19 protein-coding genes and 1 tRNA gene are annotated in these 18,927 nt (G+C 55.4%); 7 read left to right on the forward strand and 13 right to left on the reverse strand.

Going from position 1 to position 18,927, the window contains the following annotated elements; translation table 11 throughout:
• On the forward strand, positions 1–2,034 hold a 2,034-nt coding region (locus AB7S84_RS09715; RefSeq protein ID WP_428154166.1), incomplete at its 5' end, for an FAD-dependent oxidoreductase.
• A 134-nt stretch (positions 2,035–2,168) separates the two neighbouring features.
• Here AB7S84_RS09715 and AB7S84_RS09720 read toward each other — a convergent pair.
• From AB7S84_RS09720 to serA, 10 genes are all read right to left on the reverse strand, one after another.
• Positions 2,169–3,143, reverse strand: a complete 975-nt coding sequence (locus tag AB7S84_RS09720) for an RluA family pseudouridine synthase (protein ID WP_428154168.1) — start codon at positions 3,141–3,143, stop codon at positions 2,169–2,171.
• Positions 3,144–3,163: 20 nt separating this feature from the next.
• Positions 3,164–3,712 carry a CarD family transcriptional regulator gene (locus AB7S84_RS09725; protein ID WP_020878522.1) on the reverse strand — a complete coding sequence of 183 codons (549 nt, stop codon included), beginning with the start codon at positions 3,710–3,712 and terminating at the stop codon, positions 3,164–3,166.
• Positions 3,713–3,971: 259 nt separating this feature from the next.
• Complete coding sequence (locus tag AB7S84_RS09730) at positions 3,972–5,981, reverse strand: sodium-translocating pyrophosphatase (protein ID WP_428154170.1); 2,010 nt, start codon at positions 5,979–5,981, stop codon at positions 3,972–3,974.
• 18 nt (positions 5,982–5,999) lie between these two features.
• The gene (gene pth, locus AB7S84_RS09735) at positions 6,000–6,590 is read right to left on the reverse strand and encodes an aminoacyl-tRNA hydrolase (RefSeq protein ID WP_428154172.1); all 591 of its coding nucleotides are present in this window, start codon (positions 6,588–6,590) and stop codon (positions 6,000–6,002) included.
• Complete coding sequence (locus tag AB7S84_RS09740) at positions 6,591–7,229, reverse strand: 50S ribosomal protein L25 (protein WP_428154175.1); 639 nt, start codon at positions 7,227–7,229, stop codon at positions 6,591–6,593.
• 59 nt (positions 7,230–7,288) lie between these two features.
• Positions 7,289–8,233 (reverse strand): ribose-phosphate diphosphokinase, encoded by a 945-nt coding sequence (locus tag AB7S84_RS09745; protein ID WP_428154177.1) that lies wholly within the window; start codon positions 8,231–8,233, stop codon positions 7,289–7,291.
• A gap of 55 nt (positions 8,234–8,288) precedes the next feature.
• Positions 8,289–8,363: transfer RNA gene (locus tag AB7S84_RS09750), tRNA-Gln, on the reverse strand.
• Between the two features lie 18 nt (positions 8,364–8,381).
• The gene (gene ispE, locus AB7S84_RS09755) at positions 8,382–9,269 is read right to left on the reverse strand and encodes a 4-(cytidine 5'-diphospho)-2-C-methyl-D-erythritol kinase (RefSeq protein WP_428154179.1); all 888 of its coding nucleotides are present in this window, start codon (positions 9,267–9,269) and stop codon (positions 8,382–8,384) included.
• Between the two features lie 104 nt (positions 9,270–9,373).
• A complete protein-coding gene (locus AB7S84_RS09760) occupies positions 9,374–9,730 on the reverse strand; it encodes a DUF1844 domain-containing protein (RefSeq protein ID WP_020878516.1) in 357 nt (118 codons plus the stop codon).
• Between the two features lie 92 nt (positions 9,731–9,822).
• Positions 9,823–11,418 carry a phosphoglycerate dehydrogenase gene (gene serA, locus AB7S84_RS09765; RefSeq protein WP_428154181.1) on the reverse strand — a complete coding sequence of 532 codons (1,596 nt, stop codon included), beginning with the start codon at positions 11,416–11,418 and terminating at the stop codon, positions 9,823–9,825.
• A 267-nt stretch (positions 11,419–11,685) separates the two neighbouring features.
• On the opposite strand from serA, the gene AB7S84_RS09770 reads away from it, so the two are divergent.
• Positions 11,686–12,594 (forward strand): NAD(P)-dependent oxidoreductase, encoded by a 909-nt coding sequence (locus AB7S84_RS09770; RefSeq protein ID WP_428154183.1) that lies wholly within the window; start codon positions 11,686–11,688, stop codon positions 12,592–12,594.
• Here AB7S84_RS09770 and AB7S84_RS09775 read toward each other — a convergent pair.
• From AB7S84_RS09775 to AB7S84_RS09785, 3 genes are all read right to left on the reverse strand, one after another.
• The gene (locus AB7S84_RS09775) at positions 12,591–12,923 is read right to left on the reverse strand and encodes a ferredoxin-thioredoxin reductase catalytic domain-containing protein (protein WP_040416620.1); all 333 of its coding nucleotides are present in this window, start codon (positions 12,921–12,923) and stop codon (positions 12,591–12,593) included. The two genes, AB7S84_RS09770 and AB7S84_RS09775, sit on opposite strands and share 4 nt — an antisense overlap.
• Positions 12,923–13,210 carry a glutaredoxin family protein gene (locus AB7S84_RS09780; RefSeq protein WP_020878512.1) on the reverse strand — a complete coding sequence of 96 codons (288 nt, stop codon included), beginning with the start codon at positions 13,208–13,210 and terminating at the stop codon, positions 12,923–12,925. Before AB7S84_RS09780 ends, AB7S84_RS09775 begins: the two co-directional genes overlap by 1 nt.
• A 168-nt stretch (positions 13,211–13,378) precedes the next feature.
• Positions 13,379–14,080 (reverse strand): TIGR04282 family arsenosugar biosynthesis glycosyltransferase, encoded by a 702-nt coding sequence (locus AB7S84_RS09785; RefSeq protein WP_020878511.1) that lies wholly within the window; start codon positions 14,078–14,080, stop codon positions 13,379–13,381.
• Positions 14,081–14,399: 319 nt separating this feature from the next.
• Between AB7S84_RS09785 and rsxC the strand changes: the two genes are divergently transcribed.
• From rsxC to AB7S84_RS09810, 5 genes are read left to right on the forward strand one after another with little or no spacing between them, the layout of a single operon-like run.
• Entirely contained in the window at positions 14,400–15,764 is a 1,365-nt protein-coding gene (rsxC, locus tag AB7S84_RS09790; RefSeq protein ID WP_020878510.1) for an electron transport complex subunit RsxC, read from the forward strand.
• Positions 15,765–15,823: 59 nt separating this feature from the next.
• Positions 15,824–16,816 (forward strand): RnfABCDGE type electron transport complex subunit D, encoded by a 993-nt coding sequence (locus AB7S84_RS09795; protein WP_020878509.1) that lies wholly within the window; start codon positions 15,824–15,826, stop codon positions 16,814–16,816.
• An 11-nt stretch (positions 16,817–16,827) separates the two neighbouring features.
• Entirely contained in the window at positions 16,828–17,511 is a 684-nt protein-coding gene (locus tag AB7S84_RS09800; RefSeq protein ID WP_020878508.1) for an FMN-binding protein, read from the forward strand.
• Between the two features lie 3 nt (positions 17,512–17,514).
• Positions 17,515–18,138, forward strand: coding sequence for an electron transport complex subunit RsxE (rsxE, locus tag AB7S84_RS09805; RefSeq protein WP_428154189.1), 624 nt, complete (start codon positions 17,515–17,517; stop codon positions 18,136–18,138).
• Positions 18,139–18,141: 3 nt separating this feature from the next.
• Positions 18,142–18,906, forward strand: coding sequence for an electron transport complex protein RnfA (locus tag AB7S84_RS09810; RefSeq protein WP_020878506.1), 765 nt, complete (start codon positions 18,142–18,144; stop codon positions 18,904–18,906).
• The last annotated feature ends 21 nt before the right edge of the window (positions 18,907–18,927 follow it).

The raw sequence follows: 18,927 nt of genomic DNA on the forward strand, positions 1-18,927 counted from the left end.
TGCGGCACGGTTCTAAGCCTTGCGTCAAAAATCTTTTATGTCTATGAAGATCCTCGCATCGCCGAGGTCGAAGCCAATCTCGCGGGCGCCAACTGCGGCGGTTGCGGATATGCCGGATGCTCGGCGGCGGCCGCCGCCGTCGTATCGGGGAAAGCGCCTCCCAACGTCTGCATTGTCTCCGGTCCCGAGCTCGTTGCGAACGTCGCTAAGGTGATGGGCATGGACGTCGGTACGGCGGAGCCGCTCAAGTCGCTCAACACCTGCGACGGCGGATTCCGTGCGGATGACAAATTTCATTATATGGGCGTTCAGACCTGCGCGGCCGTATCGACGATGTATGGGGGTAAACGCGAATGCCGGGTCGGATGCCTCGGCTACGGAGACTGCGTACGCTCCTGTAAATTTGACGCGATCCACATGGGGCCCGACGGATTTCCCATCGTCGATGAGATTAAATGCGTGGGATGCGGTGCTTGTGAAAAGGCGTGCCCCAAGAGCATTCTTACGGTGAGGACCCTGTCCCAGCGGCTGCTCGATATCAACAAAACCGAGGACGCTCTGGCGCCCTGTCAGCAGACCTGCCCTGCGGAAATCGATATTCCGATGTATATCGAGTGTATCACCAAAGGGGATTACGAAGGCGCCGTTCATACCCTGCGGCTGAGAAATCCCCTGATTCTTACCTGCGGGCGGGTTTGTCCCCATCCCTGTGAGGATTACTGCCGCAGGGGTATCGAAGATGAACCGGTATCCATCAACCAGCTGAAACGATTCGTAGCCGACTTCGAGATGAATTCCGGCACGCGCTTTCCCATCAGCTGCGCACCTGAAACCGGCAAAAAGGTTGCCGTTATCGGCGGCGGCCCCGCAGGGCTCAGCTGTGCTTTCTTTCTGAAGCGGGTGGGGCACGACGTGACCATTTTCGAGGCGATGCCCCATCTGGGCGGTATGGTCCGTTACGGTATCCCAGAATATCGGCTTCCCAAAAAGACACTGGATTGGGAAATTCAAGGCATCCTCAATCTCGGCATAGAAGCCCGTACGAACATGCGATTCGGCAGGGACTTCAACATGGGAACACTCAGCTACGAAGGCTTTGACGCGGTATTTTTCGGCATCGGTGCCTGGAGCGATTACACCCTGGGTATCAAGGGCGAGGACGCTTCGGGCGTCTATACCGGTATAAATTTTCTCTCACGGTTTGCCGGAGGGGAAAAAATTCCCATCGGTAAAAAATGCGTTGTCGTCGGCGGCGGCAATACCGCCATCGATTGTGTTCGCACATTGGTCAGGCTCGGCGCGGAAGAGGTGACCCTTCTGTATCGGAGGACCCGGAAGGAGATGCCGGCCAATGTCGTGGAGATCGAAGCTGCCGAGCATGAAGGCGTGAAATATCATTTTCTGGCGGCACCCACCAGGGTCGTGAGCGACGAGAGCGGGAATGCGACCCATCTGGAATATCTCAAGATGGAACTGGGTGAACCCGATGCCAGCGGTCGTCGTCGTCCGGTGCCTGTCGAAGGATCGGAAACCCTGATCGAGGCGGATATGATCATCAGCGCCATTGGACAGCGCCCGGATGTTTCATTCAAGGAGGACGCCAAGTCTCTCGAAGATCTCGTCATCACGCGGTGGAATACCCTTGACAACGATCCCATAACCCTGCAATGCAGTATTCCCAAGATATTCACCGGCGGCGACTCCGCTACGGGTGCATCCCTGGTAGTCTCGGCCATTGGCGGTGGGCGACGGGCGGCTCGGTCCATTCATCAATATCTGATGGGCGAATCGGTCAAACCCCCGGAGAACGTTCTTTTCAAGACGCATATTCCGGAATCGCTGTTCGAGCATGTGGACGGGGTGATTCCCAGCGAGAGGGCCAGGATGCCGGAGTTGCCGGTGGCCACCCGGATCAAAACCTTCGAGGAGGTGGATTTGGTGCTGCCGGAAGAGGCTGCTCTCAAAGAGGCGTCCCGGTGCATGAACTGTTGTAGATTGTGTTACAATAAAGATACCCGGAAAAAAGCCGCATAAGCGTCGGCAATCGAAAACGTTTAGCATCTGAAAGGCCGTTCCCGAGTCTCAGACTCGGGAACGGCCTTTTGCATGGCGGACAGTGGTGGTGAGAGATGAAGAAACTATGCCTTTATCAGGGGCTCTATATCCAATCAGGATGATACGTCGGTATAAGCCTTCCTGAGAGCACATATCAGTTCAAGCATATCTGGGGGAGGCGGCGCGCTGAAACATATATCAGCGCCGCTTTCAGGGTGTTTGAAGCGAATTTCCAACGCATGCAGCATCTGTCGGCGGACGGGTTGAATCAAACGGCGGACTTTTGGCGAGTGGTTACCCCAATTTGAGGAGCTGTAGATCGGATCCCCGATAACGGGATGATGGATGGCGGAAAAATGGACGCGAATTTGATGGGTGCGACCGGTCAGCAGGTCCACCTCGAGGAGGGACGCTTCGGCAAGATGCTCGAGACGCCGCCATCGGGTCAAAGCGTGTCTTCCGGATCCCATGGTGACTGCCATTTTTTTTCGGTTAGACGGGTGACGGGCAATAGGGCGGTCAATGCTTCCCGAATCTGTCGCCATATGATCGTGTACTAAAACCAGGTACTTTTTCCCGACCCTTCGGGATTTGAACTGAGCGGACAGGTCGGTGTGGGCGTCGGCGGTTTTGGCAACAACCAGGAGGCCGGTCGTATCCTTATCCAGGCGGTGGACGATACCGGGACGAACTTCTCCGCCGATCCCCGGTAGATCCGGACAATGGTGGAGCAGAGCGTTAACGAGAGTCCCGGAGGAATGTCCCGGCGCCGGATGCACCACCATGCCGGCGGGTTTGTTCAGAACGATCAGGAAGTCGTCCTGATAAATGATATCCAGTGGAATGGGCTCAGGAGGAATATGGGCCGGCTCCGGCGGCGGAATTCGGGCGAGAATTTCGTCGCCTGGGCGAAGCCGATGACTGGGCTTTGCCTTCCGTTGAAAAAGCGTGATCCGCCCCGTGCGGATAAGCTGGGCGGCGTAGGAACGAGAACAGTCCGGAAGAATCGTCCCCAGAAAGGCGTCGAGCCGAAGACCGGCGGACTGGTCATCGACGATGATCCGGTACTCATCGACAGTATCGATCATAGAGGGAGGATGCGCAGAGGTCAGGAGATAAAAAGAGATTCGATTTCGGTAAGAATCGTCTGTTCGTCGGTTTCTTTAGCCGTGGAGAGTTCCTTGACCAGCAATATCTGGGCCGTATCGTAGAGCTTGCGTTCTCCAAAGGAGAGATCTTTTGACATTTTCAGGAGGAAAAGATCCCGATACACCTCAGCGACCTCATAGAGAGATCCAGTTTTAATCTTTTCCATGTACTCCCGGTATCGACGATTCCAGGTCTGGTTGTCCAGGGGACTTTCCTGGCGATCGGACATGACCTTGTAGATATCGGGAATTTCAGTCTTGCTGATGACGTCACGCAAGCCGACGGACTCGACGTTCCAAGTCGGAATCATGATCACCATATCGTTCTCAAGAACCTTCATAATATAAAAATCATGGGTTTCGCCGCCCACAACCTTGCTCTCAATAGATTCGATGCGCCCGACTCCGTGAGCGGGATAGACCGCCAGATCGCCGACCTGGAATCGACGCCGCTTGCCGTTGTGTGGCGAATTGCTTTCGGTATGATTCTTGGCCTTTTTTTCGTTCATTCCACCACCAGTATAAGATATTAAAAACACACCTCATCGACCGGCAGGGTAACGCCTTTAAATCAAACTGAGGTCGCTGAGGCTATTCGGTATGAGAATAAATTTTTCATTTTATATCATACATATAAAAAACAAGCAAACAAAAAAGGATTGGCGCCGAATGGGGGCGCCAATCCTTTTGAGTATTCAGTGTTGCTTAGCTATGTGCGGATCCATAAGATCCGCTCCGGAAAATCTGATCCGGTTATCGCGGTCAAACCTACATCAGGAAAGGCACCATCAGCAGCGCGACAACGTTGAGAATCTTGATCATCGGGTTGACAGCCGGTCCGGCGGTGTCTTTGTATGGATCGCCGACGGTGTCACCGGTAACGGCAGCCTTGTGAGCATCGGAGCCCTTGCCGCCGAGATGACCGTCTTCAATGTATTTTTTGGCGTTATCCCATGCAGCGCCGCCGGTGGTCATGGAGAGTGCCACGAAAACGCCGGTGACGATGGAGCCGATGAGAAGACCGCCGAGGGCGACCTTGCCAAGGATGAAGCCGACCAGGAGCGGAGCGACGACCGGCAGAAGAGCGGGAACCAGCATCTCCTTGAGGGCGAACTTGGTGACGATGTCGACGCAGGCGCCGTAATCAGGTTTGGCGGTGCCTTCCATGATGCCCGGGATTTCGCGGAACTGACGACGCACTTCATCGACGACCGCGCCGCCGGCATTGCCGACAGCCTTCATGGCGATGGAGGCGAACAGGTAGGGCAGCAGACCGCCGATGAAAAGACCGATGACGACGTTGACGTCGGAAAGATCGAACTTGATCGCTTTTTCAGCGCCTTGAATCGTGAACTCCATAACGTAGGCGGAAAAGAGCACCAGAGCGGCCAGACCGGCGGAGCCGATGGCGTAACCCTTGGTAACGGCCTTGGTGGTGTTTCCAACGGCGTCCAGCGGGTCGGTGACGGCGCGGACGCTGTCATCCATTCCGGCCATCTCGGCGATGCCGCCGGCGTTGTCGGTGATGGGACCGTAAGCGTCAATGGCGATGACCATGCCGGTCATGGAAAGCATGGACATGGCGGCCATGGCGATGCCGTAAAGCCCGCCGAAGCGATGCGCAAGGAAAATGGCCAGGCAGATGGTCAGCACCGGAGCCGCAGTCGCCTGCATGGAGACGGCGAGACCGGAGATGATGTTGGTGCCGTGACCGGTGGTGGAGGCTTCGGCGATGGCTTTCACCGGGCCGTAAATGCCGGTGTAGTATTCAGTGATGATAACGATGATGACGGTCAGGAGCAGACCGATCAGCGTACAGTAATAGAGGTTCATGGCAGAAATGCCGGGAATGTCGGCCATGAACTTGGCACAGGCGTAGTAAAATGCCACGGCTGCGATGATAGCGGATCCGAACATTCCTTTATACAGCGCACCCATGATGTATTCGCTTTTGCCGAGGCGAACGAAGAATACCGCGATCATCGAGGCGATGATGGAAATGGCGCCAAGGATCAGTGGGAACTCGGTAGCCATCGGATTTTTCGGGAACAGCAGGTGGCCGATCAGCATGGCCGCAACCGCCGTGACCGCATAGGTCTCGAAGAGGTCGGCGGCCATACCGGCACAGTCGCCGACGTTGTCCCCGACGTTGTCGGCGATGGTCGCGGGGTTTCTCGGATCGTCCTCGGGAATGCCCGCCTCGACCTTGCCCACCAAGTCAGCGCCGACATCGGCGCCCTTGGTGAAGATGCCGCCGCCGAGCCGTGCGAAAATGGAGATGAGGCTGCCGCCAAAGCCGAGGGCCACCAGGGCAATGACGTCATGGGTGAAGTAGTAATAACCGGCGACAGAGGTCAGGGCGAGACCGGCCACGATCATGCCGGTGACGGAACCGCCTTTGAAGGCCATCGCCAATCCGGCGGCCAGACCCTTTTTGGCGGCTTCGGCGGTCCTGACGTTGGCCAGAACGGAAACTCTCATGCCGATATAACCCGCGCAGAAGGAGGCCAACGCGCCGATAAGAAAACCCAGGGCGGTTTTGATGCCCATGGTGGCAAAAATAACGGCAAAAATGATGATGCCGGCAATGCCCATGCTTTTCATCTGCCGGTTGAGGTAGGCGATCGCACCTTCCTGGATGGCTCCGGCAATTGCTTGCATTTTCTCATTTCCTGCGGGAGCACCTTTTACGATTCCTGCCAACACGATGGCAAAAACGATTCCGAGCGCTCCGACCAGTGTGCATGTCAGGGCCACATTGTTCGATACAAATTCCATTTTACCTCCATCCAAATGCTAAGTTAGGTTTTGAGTATTACGGTTGAACCTGTTCATACCTTCCTTTGTGCCTTTGCAAAGGACAGTAACGGCCGCCTCGCGCCCCTTTTCGATGAACCGGGGCAGTTGCTCGAGCTCCTCCGTCGTAAATCCTCCGAGTACATGATCTACGACGTCGACGCCGGGTTCCGGTCGGCCAATGCCCATGCGAAGACGATTGAAAGCACCGCTTCCCAGGGCATTCATCAAAGATGCAATACCTCGATGTCCCCCATGACCTCCTTTCTCTTTTATTTTAATTCTGCCGAAGGTGAGATCGATGTCGTCATGAATGACGATCATGTCCTCGACGTTCAGCCCAAACTTTTCCAGAAGCAAAAGAACCGGAGGTCCGCTCCGGTTCATAAAAGCCAGTGGTTTTGCCAGAACGGCCTTACAACTGTCGATATTACCGCGACCGATCAGAAGGTCGCTCCGCATTTCATCAATGGAAATGGAAAAGGTGGATGCGATAAGATCTATTACCATAAACCCGACGTTGTGCCTGGTATGTTCATATGCCTTTCCCGGATTTCCCAGCCCTACAATCAGATGGAGGGTATCAGTCAATTATTCTTCTTCATCTATCTGTTCGGGGGCTTCGGTTTCTTCACCCAGCTCTTCTTCCTCTTCTTCGCCGGCCTCTTCCGGTCGGCCGCTCAGAATGGTCAACACCGTAAAGTTTACCTCATGGGGAAATTCGATTCCTTCCTCGACAGGGATATCTTCGATGTGAATCGAGTCGCCTATGTCCAGATCGGTGATATCGATGACGATTTCCTCGGGCATCTGGTTGGGGTAGCAGAGTACCTCGAGTTCACGACGGATGATTTGAACCATTCCCCCGTTTTCCACGCCGATGGACTTTCCGGTCACGGTGACCGGGGATGTGGCGCGGATTTTACGGTCCATGGCGATCTCATAAAAATCGGCGTGGATCATATCCCGTGAAACCGGATGTATTTGAAGGTCCTTTATCATGGCTGTCTTGTTCCCGTCGGCGCTGTCAATGACGAGATTTAGAAAGACCTGGCTGCCGCTTCGATGCTTGACGGCTTTCTCAAGATCGGTCGTATCGATGGATAAGGCCAGGGTCTCAGCGCCGGGGCCGTAAAGTACGGCCGGAATTCTTCCAGCGGCCCGAAGGCGACGTGACGGCCCCTTTTTTCTTCCTGTTCTGATATTTGCTTTGAGATCAATGAATTCCAAAAAAAGCCTCCTTAGATGGTGAACCGGAATATGTAACCGGTTTTTTTGCAGATCGCAAATTATACAAAAAGTGATGTTACCGAATCGCCCTCATGGCTGCGAATGATCGCCTCGCCGAACAGTTTGGAAATGGTCAGCACGGAGATTTTTTCACATGCCGTCGCATCCTGGCTGAGCGGTATGGTGTCCGTCACGACAATGCTTTTGAGATCTGAATTTCGAATCCTGCTGATTGCCGGACCCGAGAGCACCGGATGGGTACAGCAGGCATGGACCTCTTTGACGCCGTTTTTCACCAGGGCACCGGCGGCTTCGGTCAAGGTCCCCGCAGTGTCCGCCATATCGTCGAGGATGATGACGACTTTATCTTTGACGTTGCCGATAACCGCCATGGCTTTTGCCTCGTTAGGGGCATCTCGCCGTTTGTCAATAATGGCAAGACCGGCATCCAGACGTTTGGCAAAAGCCCGTGCGCGCTCGACGCCGCCGGCGTCGGGCGAAACGATGACGACGTCTTCGAGGTTGAATTTCGACCGAATGTGATCCAGAACTACCGGTGTAGCGAAAAGGTTGTCTACGGGGATATTGAAAAATCCTTGAATTTGCCCGGCATGAAGATCCATCGTGATAACCCGGTCAGCCCCCGCCAGCGTGATCATGTCGGCAACCAGTCTTGCGCTGATGGGTACCCGTGGGGCCACCTTTTTGTCCTGACGTCCATAGCCGTAATACGGGATGACCGCGGTCACCCGCTTGGCTGAGGATCGTTTGCATGCGTCAAGCATCAAAAGCAGTTCAACGAGATTGTCGTTTACAGGACGACACGTCGATTGAACCACAAAAACGTCTCTGGCACGGATATTCTCGTTGATCTCGATCTGGATCTCTCCGTCGCTGAAGGTTTTGACCTTTGCCCCTCCCAGAGGAAGATCGAGATAATTACAGATTTTGGCGGCTAAATCCGGATTGGAGTTTCCTGAAAATATGGTGATTTCGTTGTTCATCACTGATTGTTCCGTATCCCTTGAATCCCCAATGTCTAAAAGGGGTGTTCCAAAATGGCTGGGGCGGGAGGATTCGAACCTCCGAATGCAGGAACCAAAATCCTGTGTCTTACCGCTTGACGACGCCCCAACATGATATCTTTGTCGACTACCCTTTCGTCTGCGCGAGCAACTCCGCAGCATACAGCGTCCAATTCGTCGACGTTGAAAGGAGGTGCATTGCGGAATCCCTTTTTTCGGCTGTTTCAAAGAGGCCGAAGACCGTCGGGCCGCTGCCCGACATCAATGCACCGACCGATCCGTGATTCATGAGCGCCGTTTTTGTCGCTTCAATCTCGGGGAACCGGCGGATCGTTACCGTTTCTAGATCGTTGCAGAGATATCGCAAGATGTCAAAATCTTGCCCGTTCTCAAGGGCAAAACTTGTATTGGCTTTTTTACAATTTGTCAATCCCAAATTGAGGTTTTTGTACACATCCGCCGTGGAAACACCAAAGGGAAATGCCGCCAATACCAGAAAAAAACGGCGAAGACCTTCACAGATCGTGAGACGCTCCCCGACACCTTCGGCAATGGCGGGCCGACCCAGGATAAAGAACGGTACATCGGCGCCCAGGGACAGCCCCATCTTCATCAGTTCCTCGATGGAAAACGGCCGGCCATAGTGACGATTCAGGGCGTTCAGCACGGCGGCGGCGTCACTGCTTCCACCGCCGAGACCCGCTGCAACCGGAATCCGTTTCTCGATAGAGATGTGAACACCCTCTCCTGTTTTCAGGCGGTCGAGAAAGCATGCAGCCGCCCGCCAGGCCAGATTGGTCTCATCCGACGGAATTCCCGGATGATGACACGTCAATTGGATGCTCCGTTCCTGGAAACGCAGCACCAGGGTATCGAAAAGGGTTACGGGGCACATGAGGCTGTATAGCTCGTGGTAACCGTCGGGCCGCCTTCCCGTTACGTGCAGAAAAAGATTAATCTTTGCCGGTGCGAGCATCCGGATCTCTTCACCAAGGGGCTGTGAACGAAATTTCATGTATGTCCGGGGTTATTGGGTTACCGTGATGACCCAAAAGCCGTTACCGACCCATCGAATGAGAAAATGGGGCATAGCATCTTCGGATGCGTTGCATTGCTGAATCAACCCACCTCCTTGACGTATATCATCCGCAAGTCATAGAGAATATGTTTCAGCATATCCCGTTCCTGATCGGTCAGGTTCCCCCGGGTCTTTTCCTCGAGCATCCCCAGAATATCGATGGTTTGCTTTGCCGCCGCCAGATTTTTTGTTTTTTCTCCCGTGGCAGGATCGTCCAGAATACCCAGATGCACGAGAACCGAAGAATTCAGTGAAAAAATGAACATGGAAAAATCGATTTTGGGCAGGGGGACGGACTCGGCCTCTTTTCCCGCAGCTTCGTAGTCCTTAGCCATTTGGGCATCGGATTTTTTTCCGGAAGACGACTCTGCCGCCGTCGTGTCTTTCTCCTCAGCCATTTCGACCTCCTTCATGGTTGGGTGCGTTACGGTCGCACCGGCGCGGCCGGAACCCCGTTTAGGGTAATTCCGCCGCGCGGATAAACGTCTGTTTACAACTCGAGCGGGATGACCACCTTCACCAGAGGCAGGCTCTTCAATTCCTCGATCACCTCGGGCGGGATCGGTGTATCGGTTTCGAGGAAGATGATATTCCGGTCGCCGTCTTCTCCTTGACCGACCTGCTCCTGCCCCACCTGCATGCGTCCGATGTTGATGTTGTTTTTGCCGAGGGTCATCCCGATACTGCCGATGGCTCCCGGCCGGTCAAGGTTGTGAATGATGGCGGAGTGGCCGTGAGGCGTCATTTCAAGACGGAAGTTGTTGATTTTGACGATGCGCGGGTCGTTTTTGCCAAAAACGGTGCCGGCCAACGCCACGCTCATCTCCGTCGTTTCCGTTGTCAGCCGAATCAGGTTGAGATAATCCTCGGCGTCGGCGCTGGTAGTCTCGGAGACTTTGATTCCCCGATCCTTGGCGATGATGGGCGCGTTGACCGAATTGACCATGTCTTTGACCATCGGCGTGAGGAGACCCTTGATGATGGCCGTGGATACCGGGGAAAGATCAAGCCCCTGGAAGTCCCCCATAAATTCGATGGTAACGCCCTTGACAGGGCCGCAGATCAATTGAGACATCAGGCAGCCCATTCGGTCTCCCAGCGCCAGAAAAGGGCGCAGTTTTGCGAGAAGGTCTCCGGTGACCGATGGGACGTTGACCGCGTTTACAATGGTGCCGGTGGTGAGGTAATCGATGATTTGTTGAGCTATCGCTACGGCGACGTTGGTCTGGGCTTCTTTGGTCGATGCGCCCAGATGCGGCGTGCAGATGAAATTTTCCAGTTCGAATAAAGGGGAGTTCTCGGGAGGTTCGGTTTCGAAGACATCCAGAGCGGCTCCGGCTACTTTCCCGGACTTCATGGCGTCGTAAAGATCGGCCTCGTTGACGATGCCGCCTCGGGCACAGTTGACGAGCATGACGCCGTCCTTCATTTTATCGAAAGCGTCTCTGTTGATGAAGCCGATGGTGTCCTTCAGTTTCGGAACGTGAACGGTGATGTAATCCGATCGTCGATACAGCTCATCGAGGGAAACGGCTTCGAAGCCGTCTTTTTCGATCCGTTCAGGCGTCACGAAAGGATCGTGAACGACAACCTGCATCTTGAGCCCTCGGGCTCTATCGGCTACGATGGAGCCGATTTTTCCGAAACCGACAACGCCGATGACCTTATTGAAAATTTCACGCCCCTGAAGTTTCTTTTTGTCCCATTTACCCGCTTTGAGTGTGGCGGTACCGCGCGGGATGTTCCGTGAAAGGGCCAACATCATGGCGATGGCGTGTTCCGCAGTGGTCACGACATTGCCTGTGGGGGTATTCATGACGACGACGCCGCGCTTGGACGCCGCTGCAATATCGACGTTGTCCAGGCCGATACCCGCCCTGCCGACGACTTTGAGCCGGCCGGCCGCTTGCAGCAGATCTTCGGTTACCTTTGTCGCGCTGCGGATGACCAGGGCATCGTAATCCCCTATGATGGATTTGAGTTCCTCCGGTGCCAGGCCCGTTTTCACATCCACATCGATGCCGTTCGCTTTTTGTAACATCTGAATCCCAATTTCACCGAGGTTGTCGCTCACCAGAACTTTCATCGTTTTTCCCCTCAAAACCGGTCGTAACCGAAAAGATAAAAACCATGCAAAAGAAAAATACAACCTAACCGATAAACCAGAACACAATATAAATTGGAGGCGTTTTGTCAAGCACAAAGATTCAAACGGAGAAATGGAACCTGTCAACGCGTTGGATAAGATAATGGTTCAAATATCATCGGAATTCGGTTATAGATATAAATCTATTCGGTTACAGGGGTGGATATTCGTTTGTCAGGCCAAAGGCCAACAGAGCAAGGAGGTGCCATGCATCGAACAGCAGCGGGGAAGACCCGGATAGGATGGATAGGAACGGGTGTCATGGGAAGGTGGATGTGCAAGCACGTCATGGACAGCGGTTTCACCGCCACTGTTTACAACCGTACCCAAGAGAAAGCGAGGCCGTTGCTGAACGAGGGGGCATCCTGGGCGGAATCCCCTGCTGCGGTTACGGCTGCCGCCGATGTGGTCTTCACCATCGTCGGCACCCCGGAGGATGTTCGGGCGGTCTACTTCGGCGAAATGGGAATTATTTCTTCAGCTCGGCCCGGCGTGCTGTTGGTGGATATGACCACGACCCGTCCCAGCCTGGCTGAAGAGATTTTCCGTACTGCGGCGTCCAAGGGCGTCCATGCTTTAGATGCACCTGTTTCTGGCGGCGATGTCGGCGCCCGGGAGGCGCGACTTTCCATTATGGTCGGCGGTGAGCGGGAAGCTTTCGAGGCGGCCGCCCCGCTATTCGAGGCGATGGGGCGGAAGATCGTATACCAAGGTGTCGCCGGCGCCGGCCAGCATGCCAAGATGTGCAACCAGATCATGATTGCCGGCACCATGATCGGTATGTGTGAATCCCTGCTTTACGGCGCCAGGGCTGGCCTGGATCTCGAGACCATGCTCGCCGGCATTTCAGGCGGAGCGGCGGCGTGTTGGTCGCTGGACAACCTGGCGCCGAGGATCCTGCGGAAGGAGTTCGATTCGGGCTTTTTTGTGGAACATTTCGTCAAGGACATGGGGATTGCCCTGGATGAAGCACGCCGGATGAATCTCGCGCTTCCCGGGCTCGCTCTGGTCGATCAGTTATATCACGGCGTAATGGCTCATGGCGGACGGCGCCTGGGGACCCAGGCGCTGATGCTGGCGCTGGCCCGAATGAACCATATCGACTTCGAGGATTAGAAAACGATTTTTTCAGGAGGCCTGCGTTCGGGGACATAGTCCCGGGGGATCTTTCCCTCGTTCCATTCCTTCGAAACGTAGAGATTGCAATAGCAGCTCCCGAACTCCGCCACGTCCGGCGCTCGGTAGACGCAGGGGCAGATGATGTCCTTGTCGCTCTCCCGGTCGCCCGACGCCAACCGGCAAGGACAGGCCATGTATCCGTATCGTTCCTTGTTCACGATGAGCGCCTCGATAAGTTCCATCGTTCGGGCCTCGTCCCGGTTGAAATAATATCCTTTGGGCTCATGAATTTTTCTTAATTGTTCGTAGAGTTTTCGGGCGTCCATCACATTCCCAGAGCCTCCTTGATTTCCTTTTCCTTATACCCGACGATGACCTTGTTGCCGATGATGATGGTGGGGAAAGAGCAACGGGGGTTAATTTTTTTTATGTCTTCGATGATGGCCTTCCGTTCGTCTCCTTCGAGCAGGTCGACATCCACGAAATCATATTGGACCGTACATTCCGCCAGAAGCCGTTTGGTGGCTTTGCAATGACTGCATGTGCTGAGGGAATAGACCTGGATATTCTTGTCGTCCGAAGGGTCAGGAGCCGTTCCCTTGTCATTCACCATATTATCGTCCTTTCATGTGGGTGGGTTGGCGCGCCGAAGATGCACCGCATCGGTGGGGACGGCCTTCCGACCGAATTTCGGCGCGGCCCCGACTGAAATGATCACTCTTTAACACATTTGACGGGTTTAAGCAAACGCGAGACACGCTTTTCCGGACAATATAAGGCGTTACGCAAGGGGCGCCAGAAGGCCCAGGGATGCCAGGCAGGTGAAGGTCGACGGGGCCTGGGCGCGGAGCACATCCTTTCGGGAAACAAAATCCTTCAGATCCTCCCAGTCGTCGATATCCCGCCATTCCGGCAAAATATGGAACGCCCGCCCCTGTCCGGGCATTTTTTTTACAGTTTGACGCAGAACCGTCGGCGTGCTCCAGATGATGCCCCGAAAGCATCGGGGAGAAAAAGAGCGCTTGTTAAAACCGATGAGATAATACCCGCCGTCCGTGGAGGGCCCCAGGACAGCCGGACGATGGCGGAGGGCGTCGAAGGCCTCGCGGATAACATCTTCCGGCAGCCCTGGAACATCCGTTCCCATCAGGAGCACCTGGGTATATTTTTCGGAAAAGGCATGTACAAAGGCGTTCGCCATTCGTTCCCCCAGGTCGGCACCGATCTGGGGCCGGAAGCGATAATTTCCGGTCAACCATCGAATGACGGCTGCTTCTGCCCAGGGGGGATGGAAACAGATGATCACCGGTCGGTCTGTCCGATGGAGCATGGAAAGGATGTCTTCCACAAAGCTCTGGTAGAGTCTGACGGCGGCGTCCCGGCCGATGGATTTGGCCAGACGGGTTTTGACCCGACCTTTTTCGGGGTTTTTCAGAAAAAGCAGCACGATCTGTGCAGCAGAGTGGCTATCGGAATTGATCATGGCGTCGGGACCTTTTTGTGTGTGCCGTTGAAAAATGGATGCCTACCCCATAAGAAGGCATACCGTCAACATTGTCCTGTGGTTCGGCAATTTGAATCGGATCGCCCCACCTTCGGGAGGGGGTGTCGGTATTTATTGAATTTGATTCAATTTATTTATGAGATTGATCTGTAAATTTCTCGCTTGACATGACTTCCTTTTTTGTATATCCCAAAATTCGAATAACGAGCAGAATTCACAGCTGAATTCACAGCTGAATTCATCATGGACCGCGGCCAAAGGCATATGCTTTTGGCAATGTTTTTTTTAAGGAGTCTTTATGGCGTTCAAATTTAAGTTTTCAGGGAGCGGCGGTACATTCCCTCACGGCGTGCACCCCCCCGAAAGAAAAACGTTTGCGGAAAATGTGGCGATCGAGGTCATGCCGCCGCCGCAAAGGGTCATGATTCCCCTGCTGCAGAATGTCGGGGCGCCCAGCAAAATTGCCGTCAAGCCCAAGGCGACGGTAGCCTTCGGCGAGAAGATCGCCGATGCGGGAGGTTTTGTGTCCGTGCCCATCCATTCTCCCATTGCGGGTAAGGTCATGAAGGTGGGAACGACGACGCTGCCCAACGGTCGTCATGTTCCGGCGATACCCATCAAGGCCGAGGGCGATCAAGTGAGCGGTCAGGCGTTGTGGGACGACATCTTCGGCGGCGAATGGCCCCGGGAGGGATTGGAGCGGTATAGCCGGAAAGAGATCGTCGACGCCATCCAGAAGGCCGGCGTCGTAGGGCTTGGCGGGGCAACCTTCCCGACCCATGTCAAATATGTCCCCAACGACGAAAAACCCATCGACACGGTGCTGATCAACGGATGCGAGTGCGAGCCCTATCTGACCTCGGATTATCGGATGATGATCGAGGTGCCCGAGCCCATCATTACCGGCGCACTGCTCCTTGGTCGGGTTACCCAGGCCCGGAATATCATCATCGGCATCGAGGACAACAAGCCCAATGCCATCGAAGTGATACGGAAAGCGGCAGCGGGTACCGGCATCAAGGTTGCCGTTTTCCGGACAAAGTATCCCCAGGGCAGTGAAAAGCAGCTGATCCTGGCGGCCACCGGTCGAAAGGTGCCGCTGGGCGGACTGCCGCTCGACGTGGGCGTGGCGGTGAGCAACATCTCCACGGCAGCCGTGGTGGCTCGGGCGGTTTTAAGGGGCAAGCCCCTGACCCACCGTGTGATTTCAGTCACCGGTGCCGGCATCCGGACCCCGAAAAATCTGTTGGCCCCCATCGGCATCAGCATGGGCGATATGATCGATTACTGCGGCGGGCTGACTGAGGATGCCGCCCGGGTTGTGGCCGGCGGCCCCATGATGGGTTTCGCCTTTTCCGATATGGCGACGCCGGTGACGAAGGGCACCAGCGGCATCACTGTTCTCACCCATGGAGATCTGAAACGGGAAGCGGAGACGAACTGTGTCCGGTGCGGCCGATGCGTGGATGCCTGTCCCATGAACCTGGTTCCCAGTAAGTTGGCGCTGGCCTCCCGCAAAAAGGACATCGATCTGGCCCAGATGTACAACATCATGGCGTGTTTCGAGTGCGGCTCCTGCGCCTACATCTGTCCTGCTCAGATTCCCATCGTACAGCTGGTGAGGACCGGCAAGGCCGTCGTGATCGGGGCGAGCAAAAAATAAGAACGCTTGACTTAACCTCATTCGGGAAGTTGCGGAACTTCCTTCAAAGGTAATTTTTTATGGCGAAAGATAAAGAACAGACATTATCGGCTGCGGAAGAGATCGCACCGACGATCCACGTGGCGCCCTCGCCCCACCTGTCCAGCACATCCACCTCGACCCGGCAGATGATGCTCGATGTCCTGATTGCACTGGTGCCGGTGGTGGGGGCATCGATCTACGTTTTTCAGATGTATGCGGTCAGGCAGTTGGCCATCTGCGTGGGGACCTGTCTCCTGGCCGAAGCCGCATTTACCCGCATGCGGGGCAACCCCCTCTCGCTTCGGGATTTTTCCGCAGCGGTAACGGGGGTGATCCTGGCGTTGTCGCTGCCGGGCACGGCGCCTTGGTTCGTTGGCGTGATCGCTTCCATTACGGCTATCGGCATCGGCAAGATAATCTTTGGCGGCGTGGGCATGAACATTTTCAATCCCGCTATGGTCGGCCGGGCCTTTGTCATGATTTCATTTGCAACCTTTCTCGGAGCGTCGGGGTATCAGGACGTGAACAGCGCCGTCGACGCCATTACCCAGGCAACGCCTATGGATGCTTTTAAACAGGGGGGCGTCGTCGCATCGATACCCGCACTGTTTTGGGGTGTGACCAACGGTTCCCTCGGTGAGACCAGCGCCGTGGCGTGCCTTATCGGCGGCATCTATCTCTGCATCCGGCGGACCGCTTCCTGGGAGATTCCTGCGGGGGTTCTCGCAGCGGTCGCCGTCATCGGCGGGATCGCCGGTCTTCTCCAACCTGAGTCCGAATGGACGATTCTCCACCACGTTCTGGGGGGGTCGCTTTTGTTCGGGGCATTCTTTATCGCCACCGATCCGGTCACCAGTCCGCTTACCCCCAAAGGAAAGCTTCTGTTCGGCATCGGCGTTGGTGCTTTTATCATGTTGCTCAGAATTTTCAGCGGCTATCCCGAAGGCGTCATGTTCGCCGTGCTGCTCATGAACGGCGTGACGCCCCTCATCAACCGCTGGACCATTCCCAGACCCTTAGGCGCAAAATAGGATTGGAGATTATGAAACCGATAGAACCCATGGAGCCGATGCCGCCCTCCACATTCGAGCGGCTGAAGAACAACAATATCATTCAGGCATGGTTGGTGCTGTTTCTGGCCCTTTGCTTTGGTTCCGCGCTTGCCGGGGTACAGATGACCCTGGGGCCCAAGATCGAAACCAACAAGATCAATGAGACGCGGGAAAAGGTACCTGAACTCGTGCTGGGAAAAGCGGCCGCCCAGAAGATGGCGGAGCAGGGACAGAACCTGGAAGCGCTGCCGGAAAACATCGTCGTCGAAAAGCCGGGTAAGCAGAGCACGTACAACGTGTTCGAGGCCCGAAAAGACGGAGATCGACTGGGTTGGGTCGTCAAGGCCGGCGGACAGGGATACGCCGATAAGATCGAACTGCTTTTGGGCCTGGATGCCAAGGCGGAGAATATCACGGGTATCTTCGTTCTCGAACAGAAGGAAACGCCGGGCCTCGGCAATAAAATCGTCACGGACGAGTGGCGCGACCAGTTCAAGGGTGTGGGAACCGACCAGCTTCTGACTGTGGTCAAGGGCGGCAAGACCAGCGTTCCCAACGAGATCAATGCCGTGACGGGCGCCACCATCTCATCGAGAAGCGTTACCGACATCATCAATACGGCTGTGGCGGACCTGAAAGGGCCGCTGACCGCCAAAGGATCGGGGGGGAAATAACACATGGCCGATCAACCCACAGCTATCGAGCGTTTTATCCAGGGGATACTGCCTGAAAACCCGGTGTATCGCCAACTTCTGGGCCTCTGCCCGACACTGGCGGTGACCAACGGCCTCAAGGCCGCCATCACCATGTCCGCGGCTGTCGCGTTTGTGCTCTTCTGCGCCAATGTGGTGACCAGCCTGATGCGTAATCTGCTGAAACCGCACCTCAGAATCGTCATCTTTACCCTGACCATCGCAACCTTCGTTACCATTGCGGACCGGGTTCTTGCCGCCTACCTTTACCAGATGAGCAAGGTCCTGGGACCCTATATCCCCCTGATCATCGTTAACTGCATCATCATTTGTCGTTGCGAAGTCTGTGCGTCAAAGCAGGGCGTATTCGTCGCAGGTGCCGACGCCCTCGGCCAATCCATCGGTTTCTGCCTGGCCCTTTGCAGTATCGCTGCGGTCCGAGAGATCCTGGGAACCGGCATGCTCTTCGACATTCGTCTGCTTCCCGTTGCCTGGTCGGACTGGGTAATAATGGTCCTGCCGCCAGGTGCATTTCTAACTTTCGGACTGCTTTTGGGCCTTGTCAACTGGTACAGCGATCGACAGTCGCAAAAGGCCAACAGGGGGTAAAACATGTTCAGTTATCTGATAGACATCTTTCTGATCGGTGTTGTCGCCGCATTGATCAATAATTTTGTGCTCTATTATTTCGTCGGGATCTGTCCCTTCGTGGGGGTCTCCCGAAAGATCAGCACGGCGTTTGGGATGGGATGTGCGGTCATCTTCGTCATCTCCATTGCGGCCCTGATCAGCTGGACCATTACGACTTTCGTCCTTATGCCGGGCGCCCCCCTGACCCGCTGGGTGGCGGCGCATTTCATGACGCCCGAGGCCGCCGCAGGCGTCGATCTGACCATCCTGAGCTATATCGTCTATATTTTCGCCATCGCCTCGTCGGTTCAGTTTGTCGAAATGTACGTGCGGAAGTTTTTCCCGCCCCTGTACAAAGCCTTGGGGGTCTATCTTCCCCTTATTACGACCAACTGCGCGATTCTCTTCGCCTGTCTGATCATCATGAGCAAGATCGTGGGCGTGGACAATCCGGCGGACGCCTGGGACCTGGGCCGCGGCCTGACCCTGGCCGTCGGCGGCGGCATCGGTTTCACCATCGCCATCGTCATTATGGCCGGTATCCGGGAGGAACTGGACCTGTGTGATGTTCCCAAGCCTTTTCAGGGCGCGGCGATCACCCTCATTGTTGCCGGCATCCTGGCCATGGGCTTTATGGGATTCACCGGGGTGGATTCCGGACTCAGGAAGGCGATGATGCCGGCGCCCGCGGTGGCGGCCCAAGCGCAGACTGCACCTGCAGCCGATGGCACGGGGGCGAACCAATAGGCGCGGAAAACCGCGATCGAT

Origin of the sequence: Desulfococcus sp., from assembly GCF_050178255.1 — a bacterium.
In the GTDB taxonomy this organism is placed as follows: Bacteria; Desulfobacterota; Desulfobacteria; order Desulfobacterales; family Desulfococcaceae; genus Desulfococcus; species Desulfococcus multivorans.

Coding starts and splice junctions, on each gene's coding strand:
- AB7S84_RS09720 (WP_428154168.1), bottom strand. CDS start 3,143: ATGATCGATACTGTCGATGAGTACCGGATCATCGTCGATGACCAGTCC.
- AB7S84_RS09760 (WP_020878516.1), bottom strand. CDS start 9,730: ATGGCTGAGGAGAAAGACACGACGGCGGCAGAGTCGTCTTCCGGAAAA.
- AB7S84_RS09775 (WP_040416620.1), bottom strand. CDS start 12,923: ATGGACGCCCGAAAACTCTACGAACAATTAAGAAAAATTCATGAGCCC.
- AB7S84_RS09810 (WP_020878506.1), top strand. CDS start 18,142: ATGTTCAGTTATCTGATAGACATCTTTCTGATCGGTGTTGTCGCCGCA.
- AB7S84_RS09770 (WP_428154183.1), top strand. CDS start 11,686: ATGCATCGAACAGCAGCGGGGAAGACCCGGATAGGATGGATAGGAACG.
- ispE (WP_428154179.1), bottom strand. CDS start 9,269: ATGAAATTTCGTTCACAGCCCCTTGGTGAAGAGATCCGGATGCTCGCA.
- AB7S84_RS09745 (WP_428154177.1), bottom strand. CDS start 8,233: ATGAACAACGAAATCACCATATTTTCAGGAAACTCCAATCCGGATTTA.
- AB7S84_RS09800 (WP_020878508.1), top strand. CDS start 16,828: ATGAAACCGATAGAACCCATGGAGCCGATGCCGCCCTCCACATTCGAG.
- AB7S84_RS09725 (WP_020878522.1), bottom strand. CDS start 3,712: ATGAACGAAAAAAAGGCCAAGAATCATACCGAAAGCAATTCGCCACAC.
- AB7S84_RS09795 (WP_020878509.1), top strand. CDS start 15,824: ATGGCGAAAGATAAAGAACAGACATTATCGGCTGCGGAAGAGATCGCA.
- AB7S84_RS09780 (WP_020878512.1), bottom strand. CDS start 13,210: ATGGTGAATGACAAGGGAACGGCTCCTGACCCTTCGGACGACAAGAAT.
- serA (WP_428154181.1), bottom strand. CDS start 11,418: ATGAAAGTTCTGGTGAGCGACAACCTCGGTGAAATTGGGATTCAGATG.
- rsxC (WP_020878510.1), top strand. CDS start 14,400: ATGGCGTTCAAATTTAAGTTTTCAGGGAGCGGCGGTACATTCCCTCAC.
- rsxE (WP_428154189.1), top strand. CDS start 17,515: ATGGCCGATCAACCCACAGCTATCGAGCGTTTTATCCAGGGGATACTG.
- AB7S84_RS09785 (WP_020878511.1), bottom strand. CDS start 14,080: ATGATCAATTCCGATAGCCACTCTGCTGCACAGATCGTGCTGCTTTTT.
- AB7S84_RS09730 (WP_428154170.1), bottom strand. CDS start 5,981: ATGGAATTTGTATCGAACAATGTGGCCCTGACATGCACACTGGTCGGA.